Annotated in this window: 26 protein-coding genes; 19 read left to right on the plus strand and 7 right to left on the minus strand. The window is 38.6% G+C overall.

Features of this window, described 5'->3' with window-relative positions; genetic code table 11:
• Window positions 1-38: 38 nt before the first annotated feature.
• The 5 genes from remB to dnaA form a co-directional block, all read right to left on the minus strand.
• Complete coding sequence (gene remB / locus ABRT01_RS04095) at window positions 39-317, minus strand: extracellular matrix regulator RemB (RefSeq protein ID WP_269410783.1); 279 nt, start codon at window positions 315-317, stop codon at window positions 39-41.
• Between the two features lie 14 nt (window positions 318-331).
• Complete coding sequence (recF, locus tag ABRT01_RS04100; RefSeq protein ID WP_269410782.1) at window positions 332-1,444, minus strand: DNA replication/repair protein RecF; 1,113 nt, start codon at window positions 1,442-1,444, stop codon at window positions 332-334.
• Window positions 1,445-1,484: 40 nt separating this feature from the next.
• Window positions 1,485-1,703: a S4 domain-containing protein YaaA gene (gene yaaA / locus ABRT01_RS04105; RefSeq protein ID WP_269412644.1), complete on the minus strand. Its 219-nt coding sequence runs from the start codon at window positions 1,701-1,703 to the stop codon at window positions 1,485-1,487.
• 228 nt (window positions 1,704-1,931) lie between these two features.
• Complete coding sequence (gene dnaN / locus ABRT01_RS04110; protein ID WP_367746378.1) at window positions 1,932-3,068, minus strand: DNA polymerase III subunit beta; 1,137 nt, start codon at window positions 3,066-3,068, stop codon at window positions 1,932-1,934.
• Window positions 3,069-3,339: 271 nt separating this feature from the next.
• A complete protein-coding gene (gene dnaA, locus ABRT01_RS04115; RefSeq protein WP_269410780.1) occupies window positions 3,340-4,689 on the minus strand; it encodes a chromosomal replication initiator protein DnaA in 1,350 nt (449 codons plus the stop codon).
• Window positions 4,690-5,322: 633 nt separating this feature from the next.
• Here dnaA and rpmH point away from each other — a divergent pair.
• The 12 genes from rpmH to ABRT01_RS04175 all read left to right on the plus strand — a co-directional run bounded on the left by rpmH (window position 5,323) and on the right by ABRT01_RS04175 (window position 16,926).
• Window positions 5,323-5,457, plus strand: coding sequence for a 50S ribosomal protein L34 (rpmH, locus tag ABRT01_RS04120; protein WP_269410779.1), 135 nt, complete (start codon window positions 5,323-5,325; stop codon window positions 5,455-5,457).
• Window positions 5,458-5,667: 210 nt separating this feature from the next.
• Entirely contained in the window at window positions 5,668-6,012 is a 345-nt protein-coding gene (rnpA, locus tag ABRT01_RS04125; RefSeq protein ID WP_269410778.1) for a ribonuclease P protein component, read from the plus strand.
• Window positions 6,013-6,146: 134 nt separating this feature from the next.
• Window positions 6,147-6,914 (plus strand): YidC family membrane integrase SpoIIIJ, encoded by a 768-nt coding sequence (gene spoIIIJ / locus ABRT01_RS04130; protein ID WP_269410777.1) that lies wholly within the window; start codon window positions 6,147-6,149, stop codon window positions 6,912-6,914.
• Window positions 6,911-7,528 (plus strand): RNA-binding cell elongation regulator Jag/EloR, encoded by a 618-nt coding sequence (gene jag, locus ABRT01_RS04135; protein ID WP_269410776.1) that lies wholly within the window; start codon window positions 6,911-6,913, stop codon window positions 7,526-7,528. Before spoIIIJ ends, jag begins: the two co-directional genes overlap by 4 nt.
• Window positions 7,529-7,847: 319 nt before the next feature.
• A complete protein-coding gene (gene mnmE, locus ABRT01_RS04140; RefSeq protein WP_269410775.1) occupies window positions 7,848-9,224 on the plus strand; it encodes a tRNA uridine-5-carboxymethylaminomethyl(34) synthesis GTPase MnmE in 1,377 nt (458 codons plus the stop codon).
• Window positions 9,225-9,327: 103 nt separating this feature from the next.
• Window positions 9,328-11,214: a tRNA uridine-5-carboxymethylaminomethyl(34) synthesis enzyme MnmG gene (mnmG, locus tag ABRT01_RS04145; protein ID WP_367746379.1), complete on the plus strand. Its 1,887-nt coding sequence runs from the start codon at window positions 9,328-9,330 to the stop codon at window positions 11,212-11,214.
• Window positions 11,215-11,232: 18 nt separating this feature from the next.
• Window positions 11,233-11,949, plus strand: a complete 717-nt coding sequence (rsmG, locus tag ABRT01_RS04150; protein ID WP_269410773.1) for a 16S rRNA (guanine(527)-N(7))-methyltransferase RsmG — start codon at window positions 11,233-11,235, stop codon at window positions 11,947-11,949.
• Between the two features lie 363 nt (window positions 11,950-12,312).
• Complete coding sequence (noc, locus tag ABRT01_RS04155) at window positions 12,313-13,161, plus strand: nucleoid occlusion protein (RefSeq protein ID WP_269410772.1); 849 nt, start codon at window positions 12,313-12,315, stop codon at window positions 13,159-13,161.
• 216 nt (window positions 13,162-13,377) lie between these two features.
• Window positions 13,378-14,151 (plus strand): ParA family protein, encoded by a 774-nt coding sequence (locus tag ABRT01_RS04160; RefSeq protein WP_269410771.1) that lies wholly within the window; start codon window positions 13,378-13,380, stop codon window positions 14,149-14,151.
• Window positions 14,132-14,971 carry a ParB/RepB/Spo0J family partition protein gene (locus tag ABRT01_RS04165; RefSeq protein ID WP_269410770.1) on the plus strand — a complete coding sequence of 280 codons (840 nt, stop codon included), beginning with the start codon at window positions 14,132-14,134 and terminating at the stop codon, window positions 14,969-14,971. The genes ABRT01_RS04160 and ABRT01_RS04165 overlap by 20 nt, the downstream gene beginning before the upstream one ends.
• A 75-nt stretch (window positions 14,972-15,046) precedes the next feature.
• Window positions 15,047-16,201 (plus strand): aminotransferase class V-fold PLP-dependent enzyme, encoded by a 1,155-nt coding sequence (locus ABRT01_RS04170; RefSeq protein ID WP_269410769.1) that lies wholly within the window; start codon window positions 15,047-15,049, stop codon window positions 16,199-16,201.
• 20 nt (window positions 16,202-16,221) lie between these two features.
• Window positions 16,222-16,926 carry a DUF554 domain-containing protein gene (locus ABRT01_RS04175; RefSeq protein WP_269410768.1) on the plus strand — a complete coding sequence of 235 codons (705 nt, stop codon included), beginning with the start codon at window positions 16,222-16,224 and terminating at the stop codon, window positions 16,924-16,926.
• Between the two features lie 145 nt (window positions 16,927-17,071).
• On the opposite strand, the gene yyaC is transcribed toward ABRT01_RS04175, so the two are convergent.
• Window positions 17,072-17,698: a spore protease YyaC gene (gene yyaC / locus ABRT01_RS04180; protein ID WP_367746380.1), complete on the minus strand. Its 627-nt coding sequence runs from the start codon at window positions 17,696-17,698 to the stop codon at window positions 17,072-17,074.
• A 90-nt stretch (window positions 17,699-17,788) separates the two neighbouring features.
• Between yyaC and ABRT01_RS04185 the strand changes: the two genes are divergently transcribed.
• The 7 genes from ABRT01_RS04185 to rpsR all read left to right on the plus strand — a co-directional run bounded on the left by ABRT01_RS04185 (window position 17,789) and on the right by rpsR (window position 22,899).
• Window positions 17,789-18,814, plus strand: a complete 1,026-nt coding sequence (locus ABRT01_RS04185; protein WP_269410766.1) for a hypothetical protein — start codon at window positions 17,789-17,791, stop codon at window positions 18,812-18,814.
• Between the two features lie 107 nt (window positions 18,815-18,921).
• A complete protein-coding gene (locus tag ABRT01_RS04190; RefSeq protein ID WP_269410765.1) occupies window positions 18,922-19,857 on the plus strand; it encodes a mechanosensitive ion channel family protein in 936 nt (311 codons plus the stop codon).
• 27 nt (window positions 19,858-19,884) lie between these two features.
• On the plus strand, window positions 19,885-20,082 hold the full coding sequence (locus ABRT01_RS04195) for a DUF951 domain-containing protein (protein WP_269410764.1): 198 nt from the start codon (window positions 19,885-19,887) through the stop codon (window positions 20,080-20,082).
• Window positions 20,083-20,353: 271 nt separating this feature from the next.
• Window positions 20,354-21,454, plus strand: a complete 1,101-nt coding sequence (gene ychF / locus ABRT01_RS04200; RefSeq protein WP_269410763.1) for a redox-regulated ATPase YchF — start codon at window positions 20,354-20,356, stop codon at window positions 21,452-21,454.
• 236 nt (window positions 21,455-21,690) lie between these two features.
• Window positions 21,691-21,981, plus strand: coding sequence for a 30S ribosomal protein S6 (rpsF, locus tag ABRT01_RS04205; RefSeq protein WP_269410762.1), 291 nt, complete (start codon window positions 21,691-21,693; stop codon window positions 21,979-21,981).
• 15 nt (window positions 21,982-21,996) lie between these two features.
• Window positions 21,997-22,470, plus strand: a complete 474-nt coding sequence (gene ssb / locus ABRT01_RS04210; protein ID WP_269410761.1) for a single-stranded DNA-binding protein — start codon at window positions 21,997-21,999, stop codon at window positions 22,468-22,470.
• Between the two features lie 198 nt (window positions 22,471-22,668).
• Complete coding sequence (rpsR, locus tag ABRT01_RS04215) at window positions 22,669-22,899, plus strand: 30S ribosomal protein S18 (protein ID WP_170840739.1); 231 nt, start codon at window positions 22,669-22,671, stop codon at window positions 22,897-22,899.
• A 115-nt stretch (window positions 22,900-23,014) separates the two neighbouring features.
• Here the strand turns inward: rpsR and ABRT01_RS04220 are convergent, their stop codons facing one another.
• Window positions 23,015-23,515, minus strand: a complete 501-nt coding sequence (locus ABRT01_RS04220; RefSeq protein WP_269410760.1) for a DUF1189 family protein — start codon at window positions 23,513-23,515, stop codon at window positions 23,015-23,017.
• Between the last annotated feature and the right edge of the window lie 132 nt (window positions 23,516-23,647).

Here is a 23,647-nt window from a genome sequence, read left to right on the forward strand (position 1 = left end):
TTGTTAGTTTCATGCCGCTTACCGGGCATTTCAGCTTTTCACTCGATTTCCTCCACATAATCATCCAGCTTGCTGATTGTTGAGATCATACTTGCTCGTTTTTTTAGTGTAGATACGGATAGTGAACTGTAGTAAATATAATCAGTGGTCACCACAACAGATTTTGACTCATCAGGATCGCCTGCTATCTTGTCCGTTTGTTTGGCAGCATTCATCATCTCCTCCATGATGGAAGAGGAAGTAACCACATTTCGGTCAATAATGGTGACCACATCTTTTGATTGTATAACTGTATCATTTCCAATGTGAATAAACATCAGTTTCACCACCTCTATGTATCTACTGTGCCGTTTCTGACACGAAATAGCTCCGCTTCCTGCAATGTATCATGGTTAATTCCTTCAATGCTTGTTGTTGATACAAAGGTTTGAACCTTACCTTTAATCGTATTTAACAGATGAGATTGCCGGTAATCATCCAGTTCACTCAATACATCATCAAGTAAAAGTACCGGATATTCACCAACTTCATTACAAATTAACTCAATCTCGGCAAGCTTAAGGGATAATGCAGTTGTTCGCTGCTGGCCTTGGGAGCCAAAGGTTTGCACATCCTTGTTGTTGACCAAAAACAACAAATCATCACGGTGTGGACCGATCAAGGTGGTTCCCCGGTCAATTTCTTTATCTTGCAGGCTTTTAAATTTGGATAGATAAGTTGTTACTATTTTCTCCTTATTTGCTGTTTCTGATACTTCAATCGTTGGAGAATACTGGATTTCAAGGCTTTCAAGCCCCCGACTTATTCCCCGATGAATAGGACCTGCCCATTTCCGCAATAAATCCAGGAAGTTAAATCGCCGCTCAACTAATGTTGCAGCATGTTCAATTAACTGCTCCGTTAAAACAGTAAGCATGGTACGATCAAATACTGACTGGCGTTGCATTTGTTTTAATAAATGATTTCGTTGTTTTAATATTTTTTGATACTGTCCTAAATGATAAACATATCGGGGTTGAATTTGACCAAGTTCCATATCAATAAACCGTCGGCGAATTTGCGGCACACCTTTAACCAGCGTCAAATCTTCCGGGGCAAACATAACGACGTTTAATGCGCCCACATAATCACTCAGGCGCTTTTGTTCCATATGATTCATTTTTGCTTTTTTCCCTTTTGAGGAGATAACAATTTCAAGTGGCAGCGATTGATTTCGTTTTGTAATCCTTCCCTCTATTTTAGCATATTCTTTCTCCCACTGGATGAGTTCTTTTTCCCTTGCTGTTCGATGGGACTTGGTGAATGCTAAAACATAAATGGCTTCCATCAGGTTTGTCTTTCCTTGTGCATTTTCACCAATAATAAGATTGATTTTATCATCAAACGCGAGGTCCAGCTGATCATAATTTCGATAATTTTTCAAGGTTAATTGCTGAATATGCATTTAAATTCCTCTTTTTTCCATTTGTTTAGCAACATGTATGTTATTTCTTAGTAACTATATAGGACCCGTTTTGCTCTACTTCAATCACATCATGTTCATAGAGTTTTCTGCCACGGCGATGCTCTTGCTCACCATTAACCATAACACCAAAATCTTGTAGAAAAGCCTTAATCATACCGCCTGATTCAAAAATATTTGTCAGCTTTAAAAACTGGCCCAATGTAATGAATTCGGTGTCTATTTCAATTTGTTTATGCAAGTTTTTCACCACTTTTAATGCAAAATATATTCGTTTCATTCTCATTTGTTCGTCATGCACGATTAATATCCATACTCTATTGTACTAAAGTTTTGTCATGAAAGAAAGGAAGGACATAATATATATGATTTAATAAACAGTAAAAGGTCCTTATCAAACAAGATAAGGGCCTTTAGATAACATTTTTTCCAAAAAGAGTAAAAAAGGAAACTACTGCCAGAGTTTTTTCTAATATGTCCGAACAGGTAAAATAAGTTGCAGAATTGGTTCATCAGTGATTGGTTGAATAATAAATGGGCGCATGGCACCGGTGAATTCAATCTTTACGATGTCATTATTAATTGCCCTTAGCGCATCAAGCATATATTTTGCACTGAACGATATCTTTAAATCTTCGCCTTCGATGGATTCCGCTGAAACCTCTTCAACAACCCGGCCAATTTCCGGTGAATTGCTGGAGATCTCTAATACGTGATCACTTTTTGTTGTTAACTTGACAACGTTATTTCGTTCATCCTTGGCCAAAAGTGAGGCACGATCGATCGTATGCAACAGATCTTTGGTAATGACTGTAATTTGCGTTTTACTTTGATCCGGAATTAACCGGGATGTTTCCGGGTAATTGCCGTCTAATAAACGTGATAAAAAATATAAATGATTTGTTCGAAATAAAATTTGATTGTTAGTTACACTAAGTTCAACAGGTTCATCAGAATCCGCCAAAATCTTATTTAATTCGGTTAAACTTTTTCCGGGTACAACCACATTTGAAAATTCAATGGTAGTGTCGGCAACAGGAACATCCCGTGATGCGAGACGATGGCTGTCTGTCGCATTAAAACTTAGCGTGCTATTTTTTAGTTGCAGATTCACCCCGGTTAGAATGGGACGTGTTTCCATTGCTGATACCGCAAATACGGTTTGCTTGATTAGATTTTTAAGTATATCTGTCGGTATTTGAAAGCTGTTGTCTGTTTGCAGTCTTGGCAATGGCGGGTATTCCTCCGCATCTTGACCATTAAGACTAAACTCGGCTTTACCGGAACGAATAGTTACCTTTAGATTGTCGTCTGCCTCTATTTCTACAGTGTTTTCTGGTAATTTGCGGACAATTTCAGGGAAATATTTTGCTTGTAAAACAATACTTCCCTCTTCAATATTTTCCACTTGAACAATCCCATCTTCTTCAGCAGGAATAAATGATTCAATTGAAATGTCTGAATCACTTCCAGTTAATGTGATCCCGTGCTGTTCAGCATTTATTTTCATTCCGGTTAAGATTTGGACAGCTGTTTTTGACGAAATTGCCTTCATTACATTCTGAACGCTTGCAATTAATTGCTCGCGTTGAATCATAAATTTCATGAAATATGTCCTCCTATGTGGAAGTAAGTTAAATGTTGTACAAATAATCCGTTCTAGCAAAGGAATGTATATTCAGCGTGCTTGCCATGTATTTATATTTATTATCTTTATAAAAAATAATAGTAATAATAATAGGGACTGTGATTATGTGGATAACCGTTCATGTCGCTTATTTTATGAAGTTGTACACATGTGGATAACGTGTTGATAAGTCGGAACTACTGTTCACATTATACACATGTGCATAACGGTAGTATGAATCAATGTGCGTTTAAAATGTTTTAAGCTGTTCTTTTAATTGTTCAACTTCCCGATCAAGTAATGTATCATTTTCAAGTAATTTTGCTATTTTTTCGTGCGCATGAATGACGGTAGTATGATCACGTCCGCCAAATTCCTCTCCGATTTTAGGGAGGGAGAAATCAGTTAATTCCCTCGCTAAATACATGGCAATTTGACGCGGAAAAGCAATCGACTTTGTTCGTTTTTTTGCTGCAAAATCCTCTAGTTTGACATTATATTTTTCACCAACGGCTTGTTGAATTTTGTCGATTGTAATGACTTTAGGTTTACTGCTGGGAATAATATCTTTTAAAGCGTCTGCCGCAAGTGATGCATCAATATCATGGTTGACAAGCGATGAGTAGGCAACGACACGAATTAATGCACCTTCAAGTTCTCTGATATTGGTATCTATTTGATTGGCAATATAATTCATTACCTCACTTGGAATATCAAGTCCTTCAGCTTTTGCCTTTTTGCTTAGAATTGCAATTCTTGTTTCCAGGTCTGGCGGCGTTATATCTGTGATTAATCCCCATTCAAACCGGGAACGCAAGCGATCTTCTAGCGTTGGTATTTCCTTGGGCGGACGGTCACTGGAGATAATAATCTGTTTATTTTCTTCATGTAACGCATTAAAAGTATGGAAGAATTCCTCTTGTGTTGACTCTTTTCCCGCAATAAACTGAATATCATCAATCAGTAGAACATCGACGTTACGGTATTTATTACGAAAATTATTTGATTTGTTATCCATGATGGCATTAATAAATTCATTGGTAAATTTTTCAGAAGTAATATAAACAACATTTGCCTTTTGATTGTGTTCACGTACATAATGACCGATTGCATGCATTAAATGTGTTTTACCAAGCCCGACACCACCATAAATAAATAGTGGGTTGTAAGCGTTTGCTGGTTGTTCAGCGACTGCGAGTGAGGCAGCATGAGCAAAACGGTTCCCTGAGCCAATAACAAATGTATCGAAGACGTAATTGGGATTTAGCATGGTTTTCGCAGTGTCCTGGCCTTGGGTATTACTGGCTGCAGTTGGTTCAGGTACCGGTTTTGTCTCATTGGGCTTGGTGTTAGCTTCAGGAATAATAAATTTCACTTGTAACTTGGAACCGGTTATTTCATATAACGCGTTGGAAATTAAATTCGTATACTTACTCTCTAACCAATCCTTTGAGAATTCATTCATTGCAGAGATCGTCAAGGTGTCACCGTCTAGTGAATATGCCTTAGTATTTTTTAACCATGTATCAAAACTTGGTTTACTGATCTGTTCCTCAATGACTTCCAGTGTAGCCATCCAAAGTTCATCAATGTTTTCCAATCCGGTTTTCACTCCTTTCAGGTCAAGATGATAGAAAAAGCCTCTCTCAATCCTTCAGTGCTAAAAGTGAAAGATGGAAAGGCGTAAACGTACAGAATACTCCTTTTTTGTTATTGTGGATAAAAAAGAATCTATATATATGTTGTAACAGAAATTATATACAATATCCACTAGCTTGTTGATAAGTTAGCAAACAAGACTGTGAACAACTATCCACAACTTATTCACACTTTGTGGATAAGTGAAACATATGATTGGGTTTTCCACATGTTAAAACACAAATATAATATCAAATAAAAGGCTATTGTGCAACGGTTTTTCGACAGTTATCCACAAATTCCATACATTGTAGATATTTGTTGTCCACACTACTATATTTTGTGATTTTCTTGTCGATAGCTGTTGTGGATAGAAAAAAATCGTCAATAAACAGTGAACATTGGTATGTGGATAAAATAAAATTTTCTTTGGGAAGGAGTTTAGCTAAAAAATGTAGGTGAGTTATAAATGGGGAATGAAGTTTATCTTCGTACCTTGACAGATAATACGCTTATTCCGTATAATTAGTGAGACTGTCTGAAGGATTAGTTTAAAGTTGTATTTATATATTTTCCCCTGGGAGGTGCATGATAGATGAAAAGAACGTTTCAACCAAATAATCGTAAACGTAAAAAAGTACACGGATTCCGCGCACGGATGGGCACTAAAAACGGACGTCAAGTTTTAGCTCGTCGTCGCCGTAAAGGAAGAAAAGTATTATCGGCATAGGCCACTGAAATAAGTCAGTGGTCTTTTTCCACTTGTTATGCCTTGACGTGGAAATAATGCAGTGTATATGGCTTATATTATATAAAAATGTGGGAGATATTTTCTTAATCGTAAGGGAGTCTCCCGTATTTCCGTTTAGTATGATTTTTTGTACAAGTACAGCGTCGGTTAAATCGGTGTTTGCGCTTTTAATATAAAGGTGATTGATATATGAAAAAGGAATTTCGGATTAAAGCCAATAAAGAATTTCAACATGTATTTAAGAAGGGGAAATCATTTGCTAATCGTCAGCTGGTCATTTATTTCTTAAAGAAGCCGGATCAACGTCATTTTCGTATTGGTCTTTCTGTTGGGAAAAAGATCGGCAATGCTGTAACAAGAAATCGGATTAAACGTTACTTGAGACAAGCATTTCTTGAATTGGAAGAGAACATCAGGAATGACTACGATATTGTTATTATCGCCAGACAACCAACAAAGGAAATGAGCTCCCATCAAATGAAAAAAAGTTTAACACATTTATTAATGAAACAGCATTTGCTTAAAAAATCGTAAAGGAATGCTGGTTTTATATAGAAATTTTCATGAATGTAATGATAAACTAATGAATAAGTAATATACATAGGCTTGTCTTGTGCACTATAGTCTTGATAGATTAAGTTATAGTGCAAGAGTTAGGAGGAAACAGGGTGCGTAAAAAGTTATTACTGCTTGCAAGCCTGGTTGGTTTGCTGGCAATTCTCTCTGGATGTACAGAATGGGATCAACCAATAACACCGGAGAGTAAAGGGTTTTGGAATACAGTTTTTGTTTATCCTTTGTCATGGGTTCTTACATATTTTGCTGACTTGTTCAGTGGCAGTTATGGTTTGTCGATTATTATTGTAACCATTATCATTCGTTTAATTTTACTGCCATTAAATGTGAAGCAATTAAAAAGTTCGCAGGCAATGCAGGACATTCAGCCGCAATTAAAAGAACTGCAAAAAAAATATAGTTCAAAAGATGCCAATACACAACAGAAACTACAGCAAGAAACGATGGCATTGTTTCAAAAACATGGAGTCAATCCGCTTGCTGGATGTTTGCCAATTTTTATTCAAATGCCGATTTTAATTGCTTTTTACCATGCAATCAGGCGAACGCAGGCAATTCAAAACCACCAGTTCTTATGGTTTGAGTTAGGTCAGCCGGATCCATTCTTTATTTTACCATTACTTGCAGGTGTAGGTACATTCTTGCAGCAAAAATTGATGATGGCGGGCAACCCCGCAGGACAAAACCCGCAAATGGCGGTTATGCTGTATATGATGCCAATTATGATTTTTGTCTTTGGGTTATTTTTACCATCCGCGTTACCATTATATTGGGTGGTCGGTAACATATTTATGATTGCGCAAACTATTTTCATTCGAAAGCCGATGATGGCTAATAATAATGGAGGAGAGAAGAAGTGAAAGAGATAACTGCTAGTGGACAAACGGTTGAGGAAGCGGTCCGGTCAGCGTTAGAGCAGTTAAACACCACGAAGGATCATGTCGAAGTTGAGGTTATTGATGAGGGAAAAAGGGGACTTCTTGGGGTCTTTGGTTCGAAACCTGCAGTTGTAAAAGTAACAAAAAAGGAAAATCGGGTCGAATATACAAAGAAATTTATTCATTCAGTTACCAGACAAATGAATGTGCCTGTTGAGATAGTGGTAACAGTGGAAGACAATCATGTACACTATGACTTGAGTGGCGAAAAAATAGCAATGCTTATCGGAAAACACGGACAAACATTAAACGCATTGCAATATTTGGTTCAACTTGTTTTAAATAAAGGCAGTGACCAATTTTACACTGTAACCGTTGATGCGGAAGGTTACCGACAAAGGCGACGGGAAACATTGCAGGCATTGGCAGAAAAAATGGCCAATAAAGCGGTACGATTGCAAAAAAAAGTGGCGCTGGAGCCAATGCCTGCGTTTGAACGTAAAATCATTCATCATGTATTACAAAATAATGGAAGCATTTCCACATATTCAGATGGAGTCGATCCGCATCGGCATATTGTTATTAAGCCATTATAATCTTTGTCTGTTTCGGGAAAAATATAAAAAGAAATTAAAAAAACACTTTGATCATTGATGATCAAAGTGTTTTTTTATGGCAATAAACTCTTGAATAGTTCGTCAGCTTTATTTCCACAGATTTCATCTTATTTTTTAATAATCGACCCGGTTTTAAATAGTTATGAACATGTGGATAAATAAAGATAAAGAGATGAATAAAAATCTGTTGTGGATAAGTTTATTTTTATTTTAACTTGTGGTATTCTATTAAGTTAGTGACCCTAAAAAAATAATTTCTTAACATATAGATATTAGCTATGGAATTGGAGGTGAAGTAATGGAAGCAGATACGATCGCAGCAATTTCGACGCCAATTGGTGAAGGTGCGATTGCTATTGTACGATTAAGTGGACCAGAAGCAATTGCGATAACGAATAAATTGTACCGCGGAAAAGATCTGGCAGAGGTACCATCACATACGATTCATTATGGGAAAATCATCGAACCGGAAACAGGGGAAGTTGCTGAGGAAGTGATGGTATCGGTTATGCGTGCACCGAAGACATTTACGCGGGAAGATGTCGTGGAAATTAATTGTCATGGTGGTATGGTTTCGGTAAATCGTGTGCTGGAACTCATTCTGCGTAAAGAGGCACGTTTGGCAGAGCCTGGTGAATTTACGAAACGGGCATTTCTAAATGGACGAATTGATTTATCGCAGGCAGAAGCGGTGATGGATCTCATTCGTGCCAAGACGGATAAAGCAATGTCTGTAGCATTGAAACAGATGGACGGACGATTGTCCTATTTGATTAAACAATTACGACAAGAACTATTGGAGACGGTGGCCCATGTTGAAGTGAATATCGATTATCCCGAATACGATGATGTAGAAGAAATGTCTCATCAAATGATGCGGGAAAAAACGCAAAAAGTGCATGAGGAAATTGCTAAGCTGCTGGAAGTGGCCAAACAGGGTAAAATTTTACGTGAAGGTTTGGCAACTGCGATTATTGGTCGTCCAAATGTAGGAAAGTCATCATTAATGAACGCACTTGTTCAGGAAAATAAAGCAATAGTCACTGAAGTCGCCGGTACAACCAGAGATGTCATTGAGGAATATGTCAATGTCCGTGGTGTGCCGTTAAAATTGGTTGATACGGCAGGAATTCGTGAAACAGAAGATATCGTTGAGAAAATTGGTGTCGAACGATCCAGACAGGTTTTGAATGAATCAGATCTTATCTTGTTTGTGCTGGATTATAATGAGGAACTAACTGAAGAAGATAAGCGGCTGTTTGAAGCAATTCAAGGTTTGCAGTATATTGTTATTATCAATAAAACAGATTTACCGCAAAAACTTGATTTAGATAGTCTAAGGGAATATACGGGAGGAAATCCTGTTATTACGACTGCATTAATTAATGAAACTGGAATTGATGAATTGGAAGCGGCTATTGCGAAAGTATTTTTTGCTGGTGATATTGATACAGGTGATTTAACCTATGTCTCCAATGTACGTCATATTCAACTGTTGAAACAGGCAAACCAGGCGTTGGAGGATGCAATGCAAGGCTTGGAGATGGCTATGCCTTTGGATATTGTACAGATTGATGTCACCCGTACTTGGGAAATTTTAGGTGAAATTATTGGTGATACCGCCAGTGACAGTCTGATTGACCAGTTATTTTCACAATTCTGCTTGGGAAAATAATGATACAGCGTTTCGAAACATATTCAGATAGGTATTGAATGCATCCAGTCAACGGTAGCAAAAGGATGCTTCAGCAGACTTCGAAAAAGAAAGGATGAAAAATATGGTATATGATGCAGGACATTATGACGTCATTGTCATCGGTGCAGGTCATGCCGGATGCGAGGCAGGTGTAGCTGCTGCCCGCATGGGTGCGAAAACATTAATGTTGTCCCTTAATCTGGATATGGTCGCATTTATGCCATGTAACCCATCACTTGGTGGTCCAGCAAAAGGGATTGTTGTACGGGAAATTGACGCCCTTGGTGGGGTTATGGCAAAAGTGATCGACAAAACATATATCCAAATGCGGATGTTAAATACCAGAAAAGGACCTGCAGTGAGAGCCTTACGTGCACAGGCGGATAAGCCATTATATATTCGAGAAATGAAAAAAACATTGGAAAATGAGGAAAACCTGACCCTTCGCCAAGGCATGGTTGACAAATTAATCATTGAAGATGGTGTATGTAAAGGCGTTATAACGGAAACAAAAGCAGCGTATCATGCTGAAAATGTAATTATCACTACTGGCACATTTATGCGCGGAAAAGTGTTAATGGGGGATCTGGAATATGAAAGTGGCCCCAACAACCAACGTCCATCGATCAAACTTTCTGAACACCTGGAGGAACTTGGTTTTGAAATTACCCGGTTCAAGACAGGTACACCACCACGGGTAAATAGTCATACGATCGACTATTCGAAAACAGAGATACAACCAGGTGATGTGAAAGCACAAGGATTTTCTTATGAAACGACGGAATATATTACTGACCAAATTCCATGCTGGCTCACGTATACAAATGAATTCACACACCAGATTATTAATGATAATCTGAGTCTTTCTGCGATGTATTCTGGAGCAAAACGTGGTACTGGCCCACGATATTGTCCTTCCATTGAAGATAAAATTGTTCGTTTTAATGATAAGCCTCGCCATCAAATCTTCTTGGAACCAGAAGGAAGAGAAACAGAGGAAGTATATGTCCAGGGATTATCAACCTCTTTACCGGAGTCTGTTCAGCATGAAATGGTAAAATCCGTGCCAGGTCTGGAAAATGCTGAAATCATGCGGGCTGGATATGCGATTGAATATGACGCGATTGTACCAACACAACTTTGGCCAACATTGGAAACGAAAAAGATTCCTGGTTTGTTTACCGCCGGGCAAATTAATGGCACATCGGGATATGAAGAAGCCGCTGCTCAAGGGATGATGGCCGGGATCAATGCAGCAGCCAAGGTATTGGGAAAAGATCCATTAATTTTGGACCGCTCACAAGCATACATTGGCGTGTTAATTGATGACCTGGTTACCAAAGGAACAAAGGAACCATATCGTTTGTTGACATCCCGTGCTGAATATCGCCTGCTGTTACGTCATGATAATGCAGATTTGCGTCTAACGGAAATCGGCTATCAGTTGGGCTTGATTAAAGAAGAACGGTATCAAGCGTATCTGGAGAAAAACCGGTTGGTAGAACAGGAAAAAGAACGGCTTAGAAAAATTATCGTAAAACCGGAAGACAATGTTCAGGCATTGTTAAAGGAAGTAAATGCGACACCACTAAAAGAAGCAGTTAGGGCAGCAGACTTGTTAAAACGTCCGGAAATGACCTATGAACTCCTTGAACGGGTAATTGAAACGGATGACACCTTAACAGCGATTGTCAAGGAACAGGTCGAAATCCAAATCATGTATGAGGGTTATATTAAAAAAGCCAATGAACAGGTAGAACGCATGTTGAAGATGGAAGATAAGAAAATACCGGATAACCTTGATTATGACGATATTAATGGTATTGCTACCGAAGCAAGACAAAAACTGAAAAAGGTACGACCACTATCTGTTGGCCAGGCATCAAGGATTTCCGGAGTGAACCCATCAGATGTGTCTATTTTGCTCGTCTATATTGAACAAGGAAAAATAGCACGAGTGGCAAATTAAAGGTAAGGAGACGCCGTCATGAATCCAGAGCAATTTGTTACTGAATTAGGCAAGCATGGGATAAAATTGAGTAAAAAACAAATAAAACAGTTTGCTTTGTACTTCAACACCTTAATTGAGTGGAATGAAAAAATAAATTTAACGGCATTAACATTGGAAACAGATGTCTATTTAAAGCACTTCTATGACTCCATTACTGCTGCATTTTATTATGACTTTGCAAACAATCAGCATATTTGTGATGTGGGTGCTGGTGCTGGATTCCCAAGCATCCCGCTCAAAATATGTTTTCCAGATTTGCACGTCACTATTGTTGATTCACTTAAAAAACGGATTGGGTTTCTGGAACATTTGGCAACAACGCTTGATTTGAACAATGTCGCCTTTTACCATGACCGGGCCGAAAGCTTTGGGAGAAAATCGACATTTCGGGAAAAATTTGATGTTGTTATTGCTCGTGCCGTGGCCAGATTGTCAGTTTTAAGTGAATTATGTTTACCATTGTGCAAACAAAATGGCGTTTTTCTAGCTATGAAGGGTGCACAAACAAACGAAGAAGTAACTGATGCAAAGCCGGCACTGGCACAATTGGGTGGCGATACGCCCAATGTACATACGTTTGCATTACCAGAGGAAAATAGTGAACGTGCGATTATTTTTGTCAATAAAATAGGCAAAACCCCCTCCAAATACCCAAGAAAACCAGGTTTGCCAAATAAAAAGCCATTATCATGACCAAACGAGAATATCATTTGTTTGTTATATAATCACTATCTTAAGGTATGACAGTTAAAATAAACATAGCATTTTCCATAACTAGTCGTCACCAAAAAGTTTCACTTATTTTTTCTATGTCATACTTTTCTAGCTCCATCTATGATAGAATAAAATTAGTAGAGTGTTTTATGAGTTTATATTAGATGAAAGAAATTACTATGTTTCACGTGAAACATTTAATAAATAATGGACAGCAATACTTCTATATTAGGGCGTGAAGTTCTATTCATTTTAAAGATATGGGATTAATTTATGCTAATTGTATGCTAAAGGAAGGTTCACTTTATTTGTAGCGCTTCATAGTAAAGGTGGTGTCTGATAATGTTGCGTATTTTTGGGTTGGGGGATAAATCCAATTCAGAACCAGAAGAAGAGACATATCGTCCAGACGAGGTTATTCAGATTCCTGTTAAAAATATCGGGCCGAATCGCTTTCAGCCGAGATCCGTGTTTGATGAAGAAAAAATACAAGAATTGGCACAAACCATTCATACACATGGAATGATTCAGCCAATTATCGTCAGGAAAGTAGATGAAGATTCATATGAACTAATCGCCGGAGAACGAAGATGGCGTGCGATCCAAACGTTGGAGTGGGAAAAGGCGCCGGTAATTATTCGGGAAATGACCGATGCGGAGACTGCTTCCGTTGCCTTGATTGAGAACCTGCAGCGGGAGGAACTGACAGTTATTGAAGAAGCAACAGCGTATGCCAAATTATTGGAACTTCATTCATTAACACAAGAGGCCTTGGCGCAACGGTTGGGTAAAAATCAATCAACAATTGCGAATAAATTAAGACTGTTGAAGTTACCCGAAAGTGTACAAACAGCATTAATGGAAAAAACAATTACCGAACGGCATGCACGGGCATTAATCAAAGTGAAGGATCCGGAACAGCAGGAAAAACTACTTGAAGAAATTTTGGACAAGGATCTCAATGTCAAACAAACTGAAGAACGGATTAAAAAATTAAATGATTCAACAGAAAGTAAAAAGAAAAAGCGACCAAAATTAAAAGGCGTTAATAAAGACATTCGAATTGCTATGAATACCATTCGGCAATCATTAAATATGGTTTCTGATACTGGAATTGATGTGGAGACAGACGAAGAAGATTTGGACGAATATTATCAGATCACCATTAAGATTCCCAAAAAGAAAGAGTAAACAGCAGGCAAGATCAACTACCCGTCCCCTTTACGATGGGTAGTTTTTGTATATGCAACAGCGGTGGCGCCCTTGATCGCTGCAGCCGGATATAGGGCTGTTATTTAAACCCTCCTTAAGCAAATTAATTTTTTTTCAACAAAGCGAAAAAGCTAGTTCTTTCTAGCAAATAAATGATAAAATAATAGATATAGAGTTTTTTAGGTAGGTGAAACCATGAATAAAACAATCGCCATCGCAAACCAAAAGGGTGGTGTAGGAAAAACAACATCTTCAGTTAATTTAAGTGCTTGCCTGGCGTCGTTTGATAAAAAAGTGTTATTGGTTGATATTGATCCGCAGGGAAATGCTACAAGTGGATTAGGTGTAAATAAGGCCGATATGGATCAATGTGTATATAATGTGCTTGTTGAAGACCTGCCTGCCGAGGAAGTTTGTGTTCCAACAAATGTTGAAAACTTGGATATAATCCCTGCCACCATTCAACTTGCTGGCGCAGAAATTGAATTAGTCCCAACTATATCCCGTGAAATTCGCTTAAAAAAAGCATTGGACAGTCTAAAGGAAAATTATGATTATATCATTATTGATTGCCCGCCATCATTAGGGTTGTTGACGATAAATGCCCTCACATCTGCGGACACAGTAATGATTCCGGTGCAATGTGAATATTACGCTTTGGAAGGACTTAGTCAATTGTTAAATACGATCCGTTTGGTACAGAAACATTTGAACAAGGAATTGATGATTGAAGGCGTTTTGTTGACGATGCTGGATGCCAGGACCAATTTGGGTATTCAGGTTATTGAAGAAGTGAAAAAGTACTTCCAGGACAAAGTATACAAGTCGATTATTCCAAGGAACATACGATTAGGTGAAGCCCCTAGTTACGGACAGCCGATCATTACGTATGATCCGAAATCAAGAGGTGCAGAAGTATATCTTGAATTAGCGAAGGAAGTGATGAGTAGTGGCGAGAGGGTTAGGTAAAGGTATTAATGCGCTTTTCCCCAAGGTAGAGGAAGATGATAAAGCGAACATTCAAGAGATTCCGATTAACGAATGCAGGCCCAATCCTTATCAACCTAGAAAAACATTTCATGCAGACGCAATTGAAGAATTGAAAGAATCGATACTTCAACATGGAATCATTCAGCCATTAATCGTTCGTGAAAGTATCAAAGGCTACGAAATTGTTGTTGGTGAAAGACGCTTTCGTGCTGCAAAAGAGGCAGGACTTTCCACAATCCCGGTTATCGTTAAAGAATTAACTGATGAAAAGATGATGGAGCTTGCATTATTGGAAAACCTGCAGCGTGAAGATTTGACACCAATAGAGGAAGCCCAAGCATACGCTAATTTGATGAATGAATTAAACATCACCCAGGAAGTTTTATCCCAGCGGCTAGGCAAAAGCAGATCACATATCGCCAACATTGTCCGTTTACTTTCATTGCCGGATCAAGTCATTGCGTATATTAATAATGGTGAACTATCAATGGGACACGGACGGGCATTGTTAGGATTAAAGGACAAGACCAAGTTGATCCCAATGGTAAAAAAAATCCGCAATGAAAAACTAAATGTTCGTCAGGTTGAACAATTAATTATTCAATTAAATAAAAAGCCGGAACCCAAAAAGGAAAAACCCAAAAAGGATATTTTTCTAAAAGAACGGGAATCTATATTACAAGATCGCTTTGGAACATCGGTTACCATTCAACGAGGAAAACGAAAGGGCAAGATCGAAATTGAATTTTATTCGGATGAAGATCTGGAACGAATTATCGAAACAATGGATTATAAATAGGATGATAGAAAAGGCTGACTTCCCTTATTAACGTCAGTCTTTTTTTCTATACATGTGTTAGGAGGGGATTCGTAAATGATTTATTTTGATCAAGCGGCATCATCATTTCCTAAGTCACCGGAAGTAACCAATGCGATGATAAAGGCAGTCGAGGTTTACGGAGCCAATCCGGGAAGAAGCGGGCATCAACTCGCACGAAAAGCATCAGAAAAAATTAATCAAACAAGAGAAAAGGCAGCTTCCTTGTTTGGACTGCAGGATCCAAAACGGGCATTGTTCTATATTAATGCGACTGTTGCAATTAATCAAGCAATTAAAGGATTGTCTTGGCAAAAAGGTGATCATGTAGTCACAACTTCATTTGAACATAATTCCATACGCAGACCGCTTGAATACATAAAAAGAACATATGGTGTATCAGTCACCTATGTACCTTGGAGAGGAAATAGTAAAACATTTATAGAAGATGTTTGTCATGCAATACAACCAAAGACGAAATTAATTGCCATGACGCATGCATCAAACGTCACCGGCACAATAATTCCACTGCACAAAATAATGACCTTTGCTAAAAACAGTGGGATTTTAACATTAGTGGATGCCTCACAAACAGCAGGGCATGTACCTATAAACATGGAGGAAATGGGAATCGACATGTTAGCTTTTCCTGGACATAAAGGGTTATTAGGCCCTCAAGGAACTGGCATGTTACTTGTACAAACGGGAATTGAATTAGAACCGATTCATCATGGTGGAACAGGCAATTTTTCTGAAGCCATCACTCAACCGGATCAATGGCCGGAACATCTGGAAAGTGGAACATTAAATACTCCAGGCATTGCTGGGCTTTTCGCAGCTTTATTAGCCTATGAACAACGAAAAACCAACAATGTTCCACGTGAAACATTGTTGGCGAAACAACTTTATCAGGAACTAAAAAAAATACCAGGTGTATTACTATATGGCCCAACAGACCAGGAAGAAAGAATACCAATTGTGGCCTTTAATGTCTTGCATGTGCCTTCACAGGAAATTGCTATGATCCTAGATTCACATTACGATATTGCGGTACGGGCAGGGTTACATTGCAGTCCGCTAACTCATGAAATGATGGGAACAACCAATATGGGAGTTGTTCGGGCGAGCCTAGGCTATTATAATACGGAAAAAGAAGTTGATACGTTTATTCAGGCAATCACAGATATTGTAGCAGCATACGAAGATATTTAGCAGATAATGGAGTTGTAGCAATGGCTTTACTAGGCACTATCATAAATGGGATATGCATTATTATTGGCAGTTTAATTGGATTGTTATTCACCAAAATACCGGAACGTTATAAAGAAACCGTTATGCAGGGGATTGGACTTGCCGTTATCCTGATTGGTTTACAAATGGCTTTTGAAGCAGATGTGATTATTATTGTACTGCTCAGCCTGTTGAGTGGGGCGATTATTGGAGAATGGCTGCATATTGAAGAAGGATTAAACCGGTTGGGAGCCTGGATTGGCAGTAAGTTTACCTCAAGTGGTGATGATTTTAGTATTGCCCAAGGGTTTATTACTGCTTCCCTTATTTTTGGTATTGGTGCCATGTCCGTAATTGGTGCATTGGACAGTGGAATTCGGGGTGACCATGAAATTTTAATTACAAAGGGAATCATCGATGGGTTTGTGGCTCTGGTACTGACAACCACACTTGGATTTGGTGTCATATTTTCTGTTATCCCTGTGCTGGTTTATGAAGGTTCGATTGCTTTATTAGCGACACAAATCGAAAATTGGCTTCCTAAAGCATTCCTGGATGGATTTATTATTGAACTTACTGCAGTGGGCGGGCTAATGATTGTAGCTATTGGACTTAATCTATTAAAATTGACCAGCATCCGGATTGGCAATTTATTACCCGCCCTCGTGACTGTTGGAATTGTATTTTATATTTATCAGCTATTTTGACCGCATTTAGTTGATATGTGGTCCACTGGTATGATGATTTATCGCAGTGTAACTGGCTGTAAGACTGCTCACTTCATGAATAGAGAAAATATGAAAATTCTAGGTGAGAGATCCAACAGCCAGTAACGGTCTGATTGGTTCAACTTCAAATATCAATTTTCGATGAGGCGATGTTTTTTTGTGAAATCATGGCGGGGAGTTTTCGACCATGTGTCAACTGGCGATCAATTTGATCCAATATGGCGGTTACCTTCTTCGCCATATCAATAACAATGGATAACCTTGTATTTTGCAGGACTGAATACTCCATAAAACCACTCACATTTACCACACCAGTTATATAGATATTCCCGATTTCCGGCAGTTGTTTATTCATGGCTGCCCCAGGCTTAATTGGCCCAACACCAGTAACAATGGATCCTACTGAACGGCTCTTTCCCAAACAGGCATCAATCGCGATAATAAACGGACAACGATGGCGGCGCTCAATATGTCGAACATAATCATGGAGATTTGCAGCATGTACCGGCTTTTTCAATGTTCCATATACCGTCATATGTCGTGGCCTTAATTCGGTAAAAAAACTACCGATTAATGGACCAAGTGCATCTCCTGTAGAACGGTCAGTGCCGATACAGACAATGACATATTCATGCGGGAACTTGGGAAGCCATGAAATGAGTTTCTCACCCATTATTTCAAGTAAATCAGGATCTGTATAGTCCATCCTGAAAACATCATTTTTTGTTTTTAACTGCTTTTTTAGATTCATAGCTTATCCTCCACAAACATATTGGTATTAGTATACGGATTTTAAAAAGGAAGTATACGTACCATATTAAAAATTATTGGAGGAACTGCAATGATTAAGGCTGGTCTTAGATGGATGTTTTTAATTATAGGCACAACGATAGGTGCTGGTTATGCATCGGGAAGAGAATTATGGCAATTTTTCGGGCATGAAAGTGGACTGGCTATCCTGTTGTTTGCCGTTTTCTTTTCCATATCTGTGTACGTCATTTTGGATCTGAGTTACCAGCGGCAATCTACAGACTATCTGCCAATTCTTCGCGACATTGTAGGTAAAAAGCTTACGGGTGTTTATGATGTCATGATTTTTTTATATCTGATTACGACTACCGTAGTCATGATTGCCGGAAGTGGTGCAACAGGACAGGCTTTTAATATTTCTTATTGGTGGGGTGTTGCTTTTATTGTCGTTACGCTTGTTTTACTGTTCTTTAAAGATATCAGCGGAATCTTATCGGTAAATCAGGTGGTTCTGCCATTATTGCTTGGCGGGCTTCTCTATATATTGCTCTTATTTACCCATGATCAGGGATTGTCTCTGTTTTCTCACTGGTATGAACAACGAAATTGGACGGCTGCCTTTCCATTTACAGCATTGAATATTCTTCCTTTGATTGCTGTTCTTGGGGCAATTGGCAATAAGATTCATTCCAAGGGAGAAATTTGGTTTGCCAGTGTTGGATGTGGCGTCATTTTGGGCACGCTCTCATATATCTATAACAATAGCCTCATCCAGATTGCTGACGAATTATTACTCTATGAAATACCGTTATTTGCAATTTTGAAGGATTACCCGTTCAGCATGCTCATCTTTATGTCTGCCATGCTCTGGTTTGCAATTTTTACGACAGCTGCTTCCGGGGTAATGGGAATAGTGACAAGGATCCAGCATTATCTGAATGTACCTTTATGGTTATTAGTGCTTTTAATTTTGCTTGTGATGGTTCCGTTAACGACCTTGGGATTCTCAACGTTAATTAACTATCTCTATCCCTTTTATGGCCTGCTTAATTTATATGTACTCACCCGCCTTCTGTTATTTCCAATTTGGAAAAAAATCGATAAAAGAAGCAGCTAAATTAGATTGCTATATTCTTTTCTTATTCTCCATATTGAGGTAAAATCTATACATGGAATAGGCTTTGCCTGAAAAAAAGAAAGTTTCCTATTTTCGGAGGGATAAAATTGGCGGAAACATTAACAGAGGCTAATAAAATAAATAGCATCAATGATTTATGGAGTTTTTTAACAGGCGCCCAGCTTTGGATTGATATATCCAAATCAATCGGCAGGGCTGTATTAATTATACTGATCGCGATAATTATTGTCCGTCTGGGGAAAAAGATTATCGAGCGGATATTTCGGAATAAACAGCGTGGCCCTTTTCGTATCACGGAACGTAGGGAAATGACGCTCAAAAAACTGATTCAGAACATGTTATCATATACCGTGTATTTTGCCGCAATTATCATGGTACTTGATAATGCTTTTGGCTTTAACGTGGGGGCACTTCTAGCGGGAGCAGGAGTTGTTGGGCTAGCAATCGGCTTTGGTGCCCAAAATCTGGTTCGTGATCTTATTTCCGGCTTCTTTATTATCTTTGAGGATCAGTTTTCGGTAGGGGATTATATTGTCGCCTCTAATGCTGAAGGAACAGTTGAAGAAATTGGGATTCGTACAACAAAGATTATGAGCTGGACAGGAGAACAGTACATTATTCCTAATGGCGATGTCACCCAGGTAACTAATTATTCGATTCATAACGGGCTGGCTGTTGTTGATATTAATGTACCATATGAAAGTGATATATTAGCAGCTGAAAAGATTATTGAGACAATCATTGAGGATTTGCCAGAGAAATATGAAGAAATTGTAGAAACACCGGTTATTCAAGGTATTCAATCATTGGAAACATCACACTATGTCATCCAGGTGATCGCCGAAACCTTGCCCGTATACCAATGGGCTGGTGCCAGAATCATTCGTAAAGAGGTCAAGGAACGACTTTATCATGAAGGTATTGAAATCCCTGCACCAAGACTTGTCATGTACACACGTGAGGAAGCACCGCAAATAAGCGGGGATGGGGTACAGGAACGGATAAGAAGCAATAGTCAATGATTAAAGCATGCAAAGGGGGATGCGATAATGCCGGATAAACAGTTTGGATTACATGATATTGTTGAAATGAAAAAACAGCATCCGTGTGGAGAAAACCGTTGGAAAATCATTCGGATGGGGATGGACATCCGCATCAAATGCATGGGCTGTAACCATAGTGTAATGATCCCGCGCAAAGAGTTTACCAAAAAGATGAAAAAGGTATTGGAAAAAGCGGAAGAGTAAAGAATGATTTTACAAAAATTGACAGATTAATCTCCCCGGCAGTTGTTAATATGAAAAAATTATGTAAAATTATTTTTTTAGCCGAGAATGTGATTTTTCGGCTGGCTAATAACAGATGAAATTAAATTTTCCATGTTCAATTGGCAAAAATGTGTCCGTTAAAAAGGCTCATTTTTGCTTTTTCGTTGCTTGTCAATTGATTGGCATGTACTTATAATGAATGGTAACGAACGCGTTCATGGAAGGAATCCTTAAGGAGTGAAAGTTAGTTATGTCTTTAACAGCAGGAATTGTTGGCCTTCCCAATGTCGGGAAATCAACATTATTTAATGCAATTACCCAAGCAGGTGCGGAGGCAGCCAACTATCCATTTGCGACAATTGATCCAAACGTTGGTATTGTTGAAGTACCTGACGATCGATTAAATAAATTAACGGAATTGGTACATCCGAAGAAAACTGTACCAACAGCTTTTGAATTTACCGATATTGCAGGTATTGTCAAAGGTGCAAGTAAAGGGGAAGGTTTGGGTAATCAATTTTTGTCCCATATTCGCCAGGTTGATGCGATTTGTCAGGTTGTACGTTGTTTTGAGGATGAAAATATTACCCATGTTTCCGGCAAGGTTGATCCTATTACTGATATTGAAGTGATAAATTTGGAATTGATCTTAGCTGATTTGGAAACTGTCAATAAACGCTATCAGCGGGTAGAAAAATTAGCCAGACAAAAGGAAAAAGGTGCGGTTGTGGAGTATGAGGTACTTACCAAATTGAAACAAGCGCTTGAAAATGAACAACCCGCACGTGTAGTCGAATTTAATGAAGAGCAGAGGAAGGTTGTTAAAGGACTACAACTATTAACAAGTAAACCAACCTTGTATGTAGCCAATATTAAAGAAGATGAAATTGCTGAACCTGATGCTAATGAGAATGTGCAAAAAGTAAAGAAATTTGCAGCCAATGAAAATGCGGAAGTAATTGTCGTCAGTGCGAAAATTGAAGAAGAAATTGCCGAATTGGATCCGGACGAAAAGGATATGTTCCTGGATGAACTGGGGATTGAAGAATCTGGGCTGGACAAGCTTATTAAAGCATCATACAACTTATTGGGACTGGCAACTTATTTTACGGCAGGTGAGCAGGAAGTTAAAGCATGGACCTTTCATAAAGGCATTAAGGCGCCACAAGCAGCAGGAATCATCCATTCTGATTTTGAACGAGGATTTATTCGCGCAGAGGTCGTTTCCTATGAGGATTTAATGGCTGCTGGATCCATGGTGCAAGCTCGTGAAAATGGTCGTGTACGTCTGGAAGGGAAAGAATATATTGTCCAAGACGGCGATGTCATCCATTTCCGTTTCAATGTATAGTTAAAGGTGTCTGGTTGTCTAAGGTCTGTATTATAAAAAAGGCTGTTTTTTAATGTGATTGCTATTAACGTATATTTGGATTCTCTCGAAATGTTGTTTTTTTAGGTCTGTTTTGGTATAATATCTCATTGTGAGTAATGTATAAGATTACTCCTTGCTCTTATTGCAGAAAATGGAAGGTTTTAACCTTTTTTCTAATAGATAAGGGCCGCTAAGACCAAAAGGAGGTGTAACGGATGACAAAATACGAGATCATGTATATCATCCGCCCAGATATCGAAGAAGAGGCGCAAACAGCTTTAATTGAGCGCTTTAACAACATTCTTACTGATAATGGAGCGGAGATTGAAAAAGTTGATGAAAAAGGCAAGCGCCGTCTTGCATATGAAATTCAAGATTATCGTGATGGCTACTACGTTGTTATCAATTTTGCGGCTGATGAAAATGCTATCAATGAGTTTGATCGCCAGGCAAAATTTAGTGACGATATTATTCGCCATATCGCAATTCGAGAAGAAGATCAATAATAAGGGGTGGTTCTGATGTTAAATCGTGTCGTACTAGTTGGCAGATTAACGAAGGATCCAGATTTACGTTATACAGCAACCGGAGTCGCGGTGGCCAACTTTACCATTGCGGTTAACCGGCCTTTTTCCAACCAGCAAGGTGAACGTGAAGCAGATTTTATTAATTGTGTCGTTTGGCGCAGAGCTGCGGAAAACCTGGCAAACTACATGAAAAAAGGTAACATGATCGGCGTTGATGGTCGGGTTCAGACACGCAGATATGAAGGACAGGATGGAAAGACCGTTTTTGTAACAGAAATTGTCGCCGAAAGTGTGCAATTTTTGGAAACAAAAAGTTCTTCACAAAGAAGTCAAGGATCCTCTGGTTTTCAGCCACAACAAAGTCCGAATCAAAACCAAAACCAGAATCAGAACCAGCCAAATCCTGAGAACCCATTTGGAAATAATGGCGAACCTATCGATATATCCGACGATGATTTACCGTTTTAGTGAGTGTTCAAAAAGGAGGATAAAAAGGACCGAGAAGTTCTAGGCGGCGTAGCTTTGAGCACCGGAGTGTACATAGAAGGTACATGAGGAGCGGAAAAGCAAGCCAACGACGAAATTCGAAGCGTCATTTTTACCGGACTTTTTGAACATCCTCTTTTAGATCATTGTTTGAACAAATAACCAAAAGGAGGGGTACAAATGGCAGCTCGTCGCGGTCGTGCAAAGCGTCGTAAAGTGTGTTACTTCACAGCGAACGGAATTACACACATCGACTATAAAGATGTTGATTTACTGAGACGTTTCATTTCAGAGCGCGGAAAGATACTTCCACGTCGTGTAACTGGAACATCTGCAAAATATCAGCGTAAATTGACCAAAGCAATCAAACGTGCTCGTCAAATGGCATTATTGCCTTACGTAGCCGAGTAATAAAATAAAGACCCTTTTGCAAGTATTCCGCGAAAGGGTCTTTATTTTATTTGATTATAATAGTGATGACGCTTTCGCCAAAAGTGCAGTTTTTCAATAAAACTAGATAACACAGCTATATTTTTCCTCTTGACTGTTCTTTTCTTCTTGGATAGACTGTAATCATTTTAATCATTAATATAATCGTATAAATAAGAAATAGCCATAGCCAGCGATCGCTAATTGGAATGAATAGCGCGATAATGGTATAGATTAAAAACGGAATCGTTGTTGTGTAAGCACACATTTTCCACAGGATGGCAAAACGGATCTTACGGGATAGCGCCCGGCTAATCAAAACACCAATATAAGCCACTGCAGATAGTATGACAAATACAAAGATCACTAACGGCAGATAATAGAAAATAAAAAAGTACATCAACAAAAAAAATATATGTACTGTAATCCCTGATTGGCTTGGGTTGGACAGTCGTTCCAGCAGAGATGGGATGGAAACAATCAGCAGAAGCAAAAACATGTACATAACGGTAATATCCATACCAATCCGATTGAGCCGGAACATGGCATTTTTAGCTGGTAGTTTGATACTATGGAGTAACGCCTGGATAAAAATCATTGCTGGACATCCTTCTTTTCTTAAGTAAGCTGGACAAATAAATTAATATCTCCCCCCTATTATAGTAAAAAAACTTGTAAAAAGCGCATGTAATATCGTTTTTACTTTTCTTTTATTTGGATTTCCGCATTT

Origin of the sequence: Lentibacillus sp. L22 (assembly GCF_040812445.1) — a bacterium.
GTDB classification, from domain to species: Bacteria; Bacillota; Bacilli; order Bacillales; family Amphibacillaceae; genus Lentibacillus_C; species Lentibacillus_C daqui.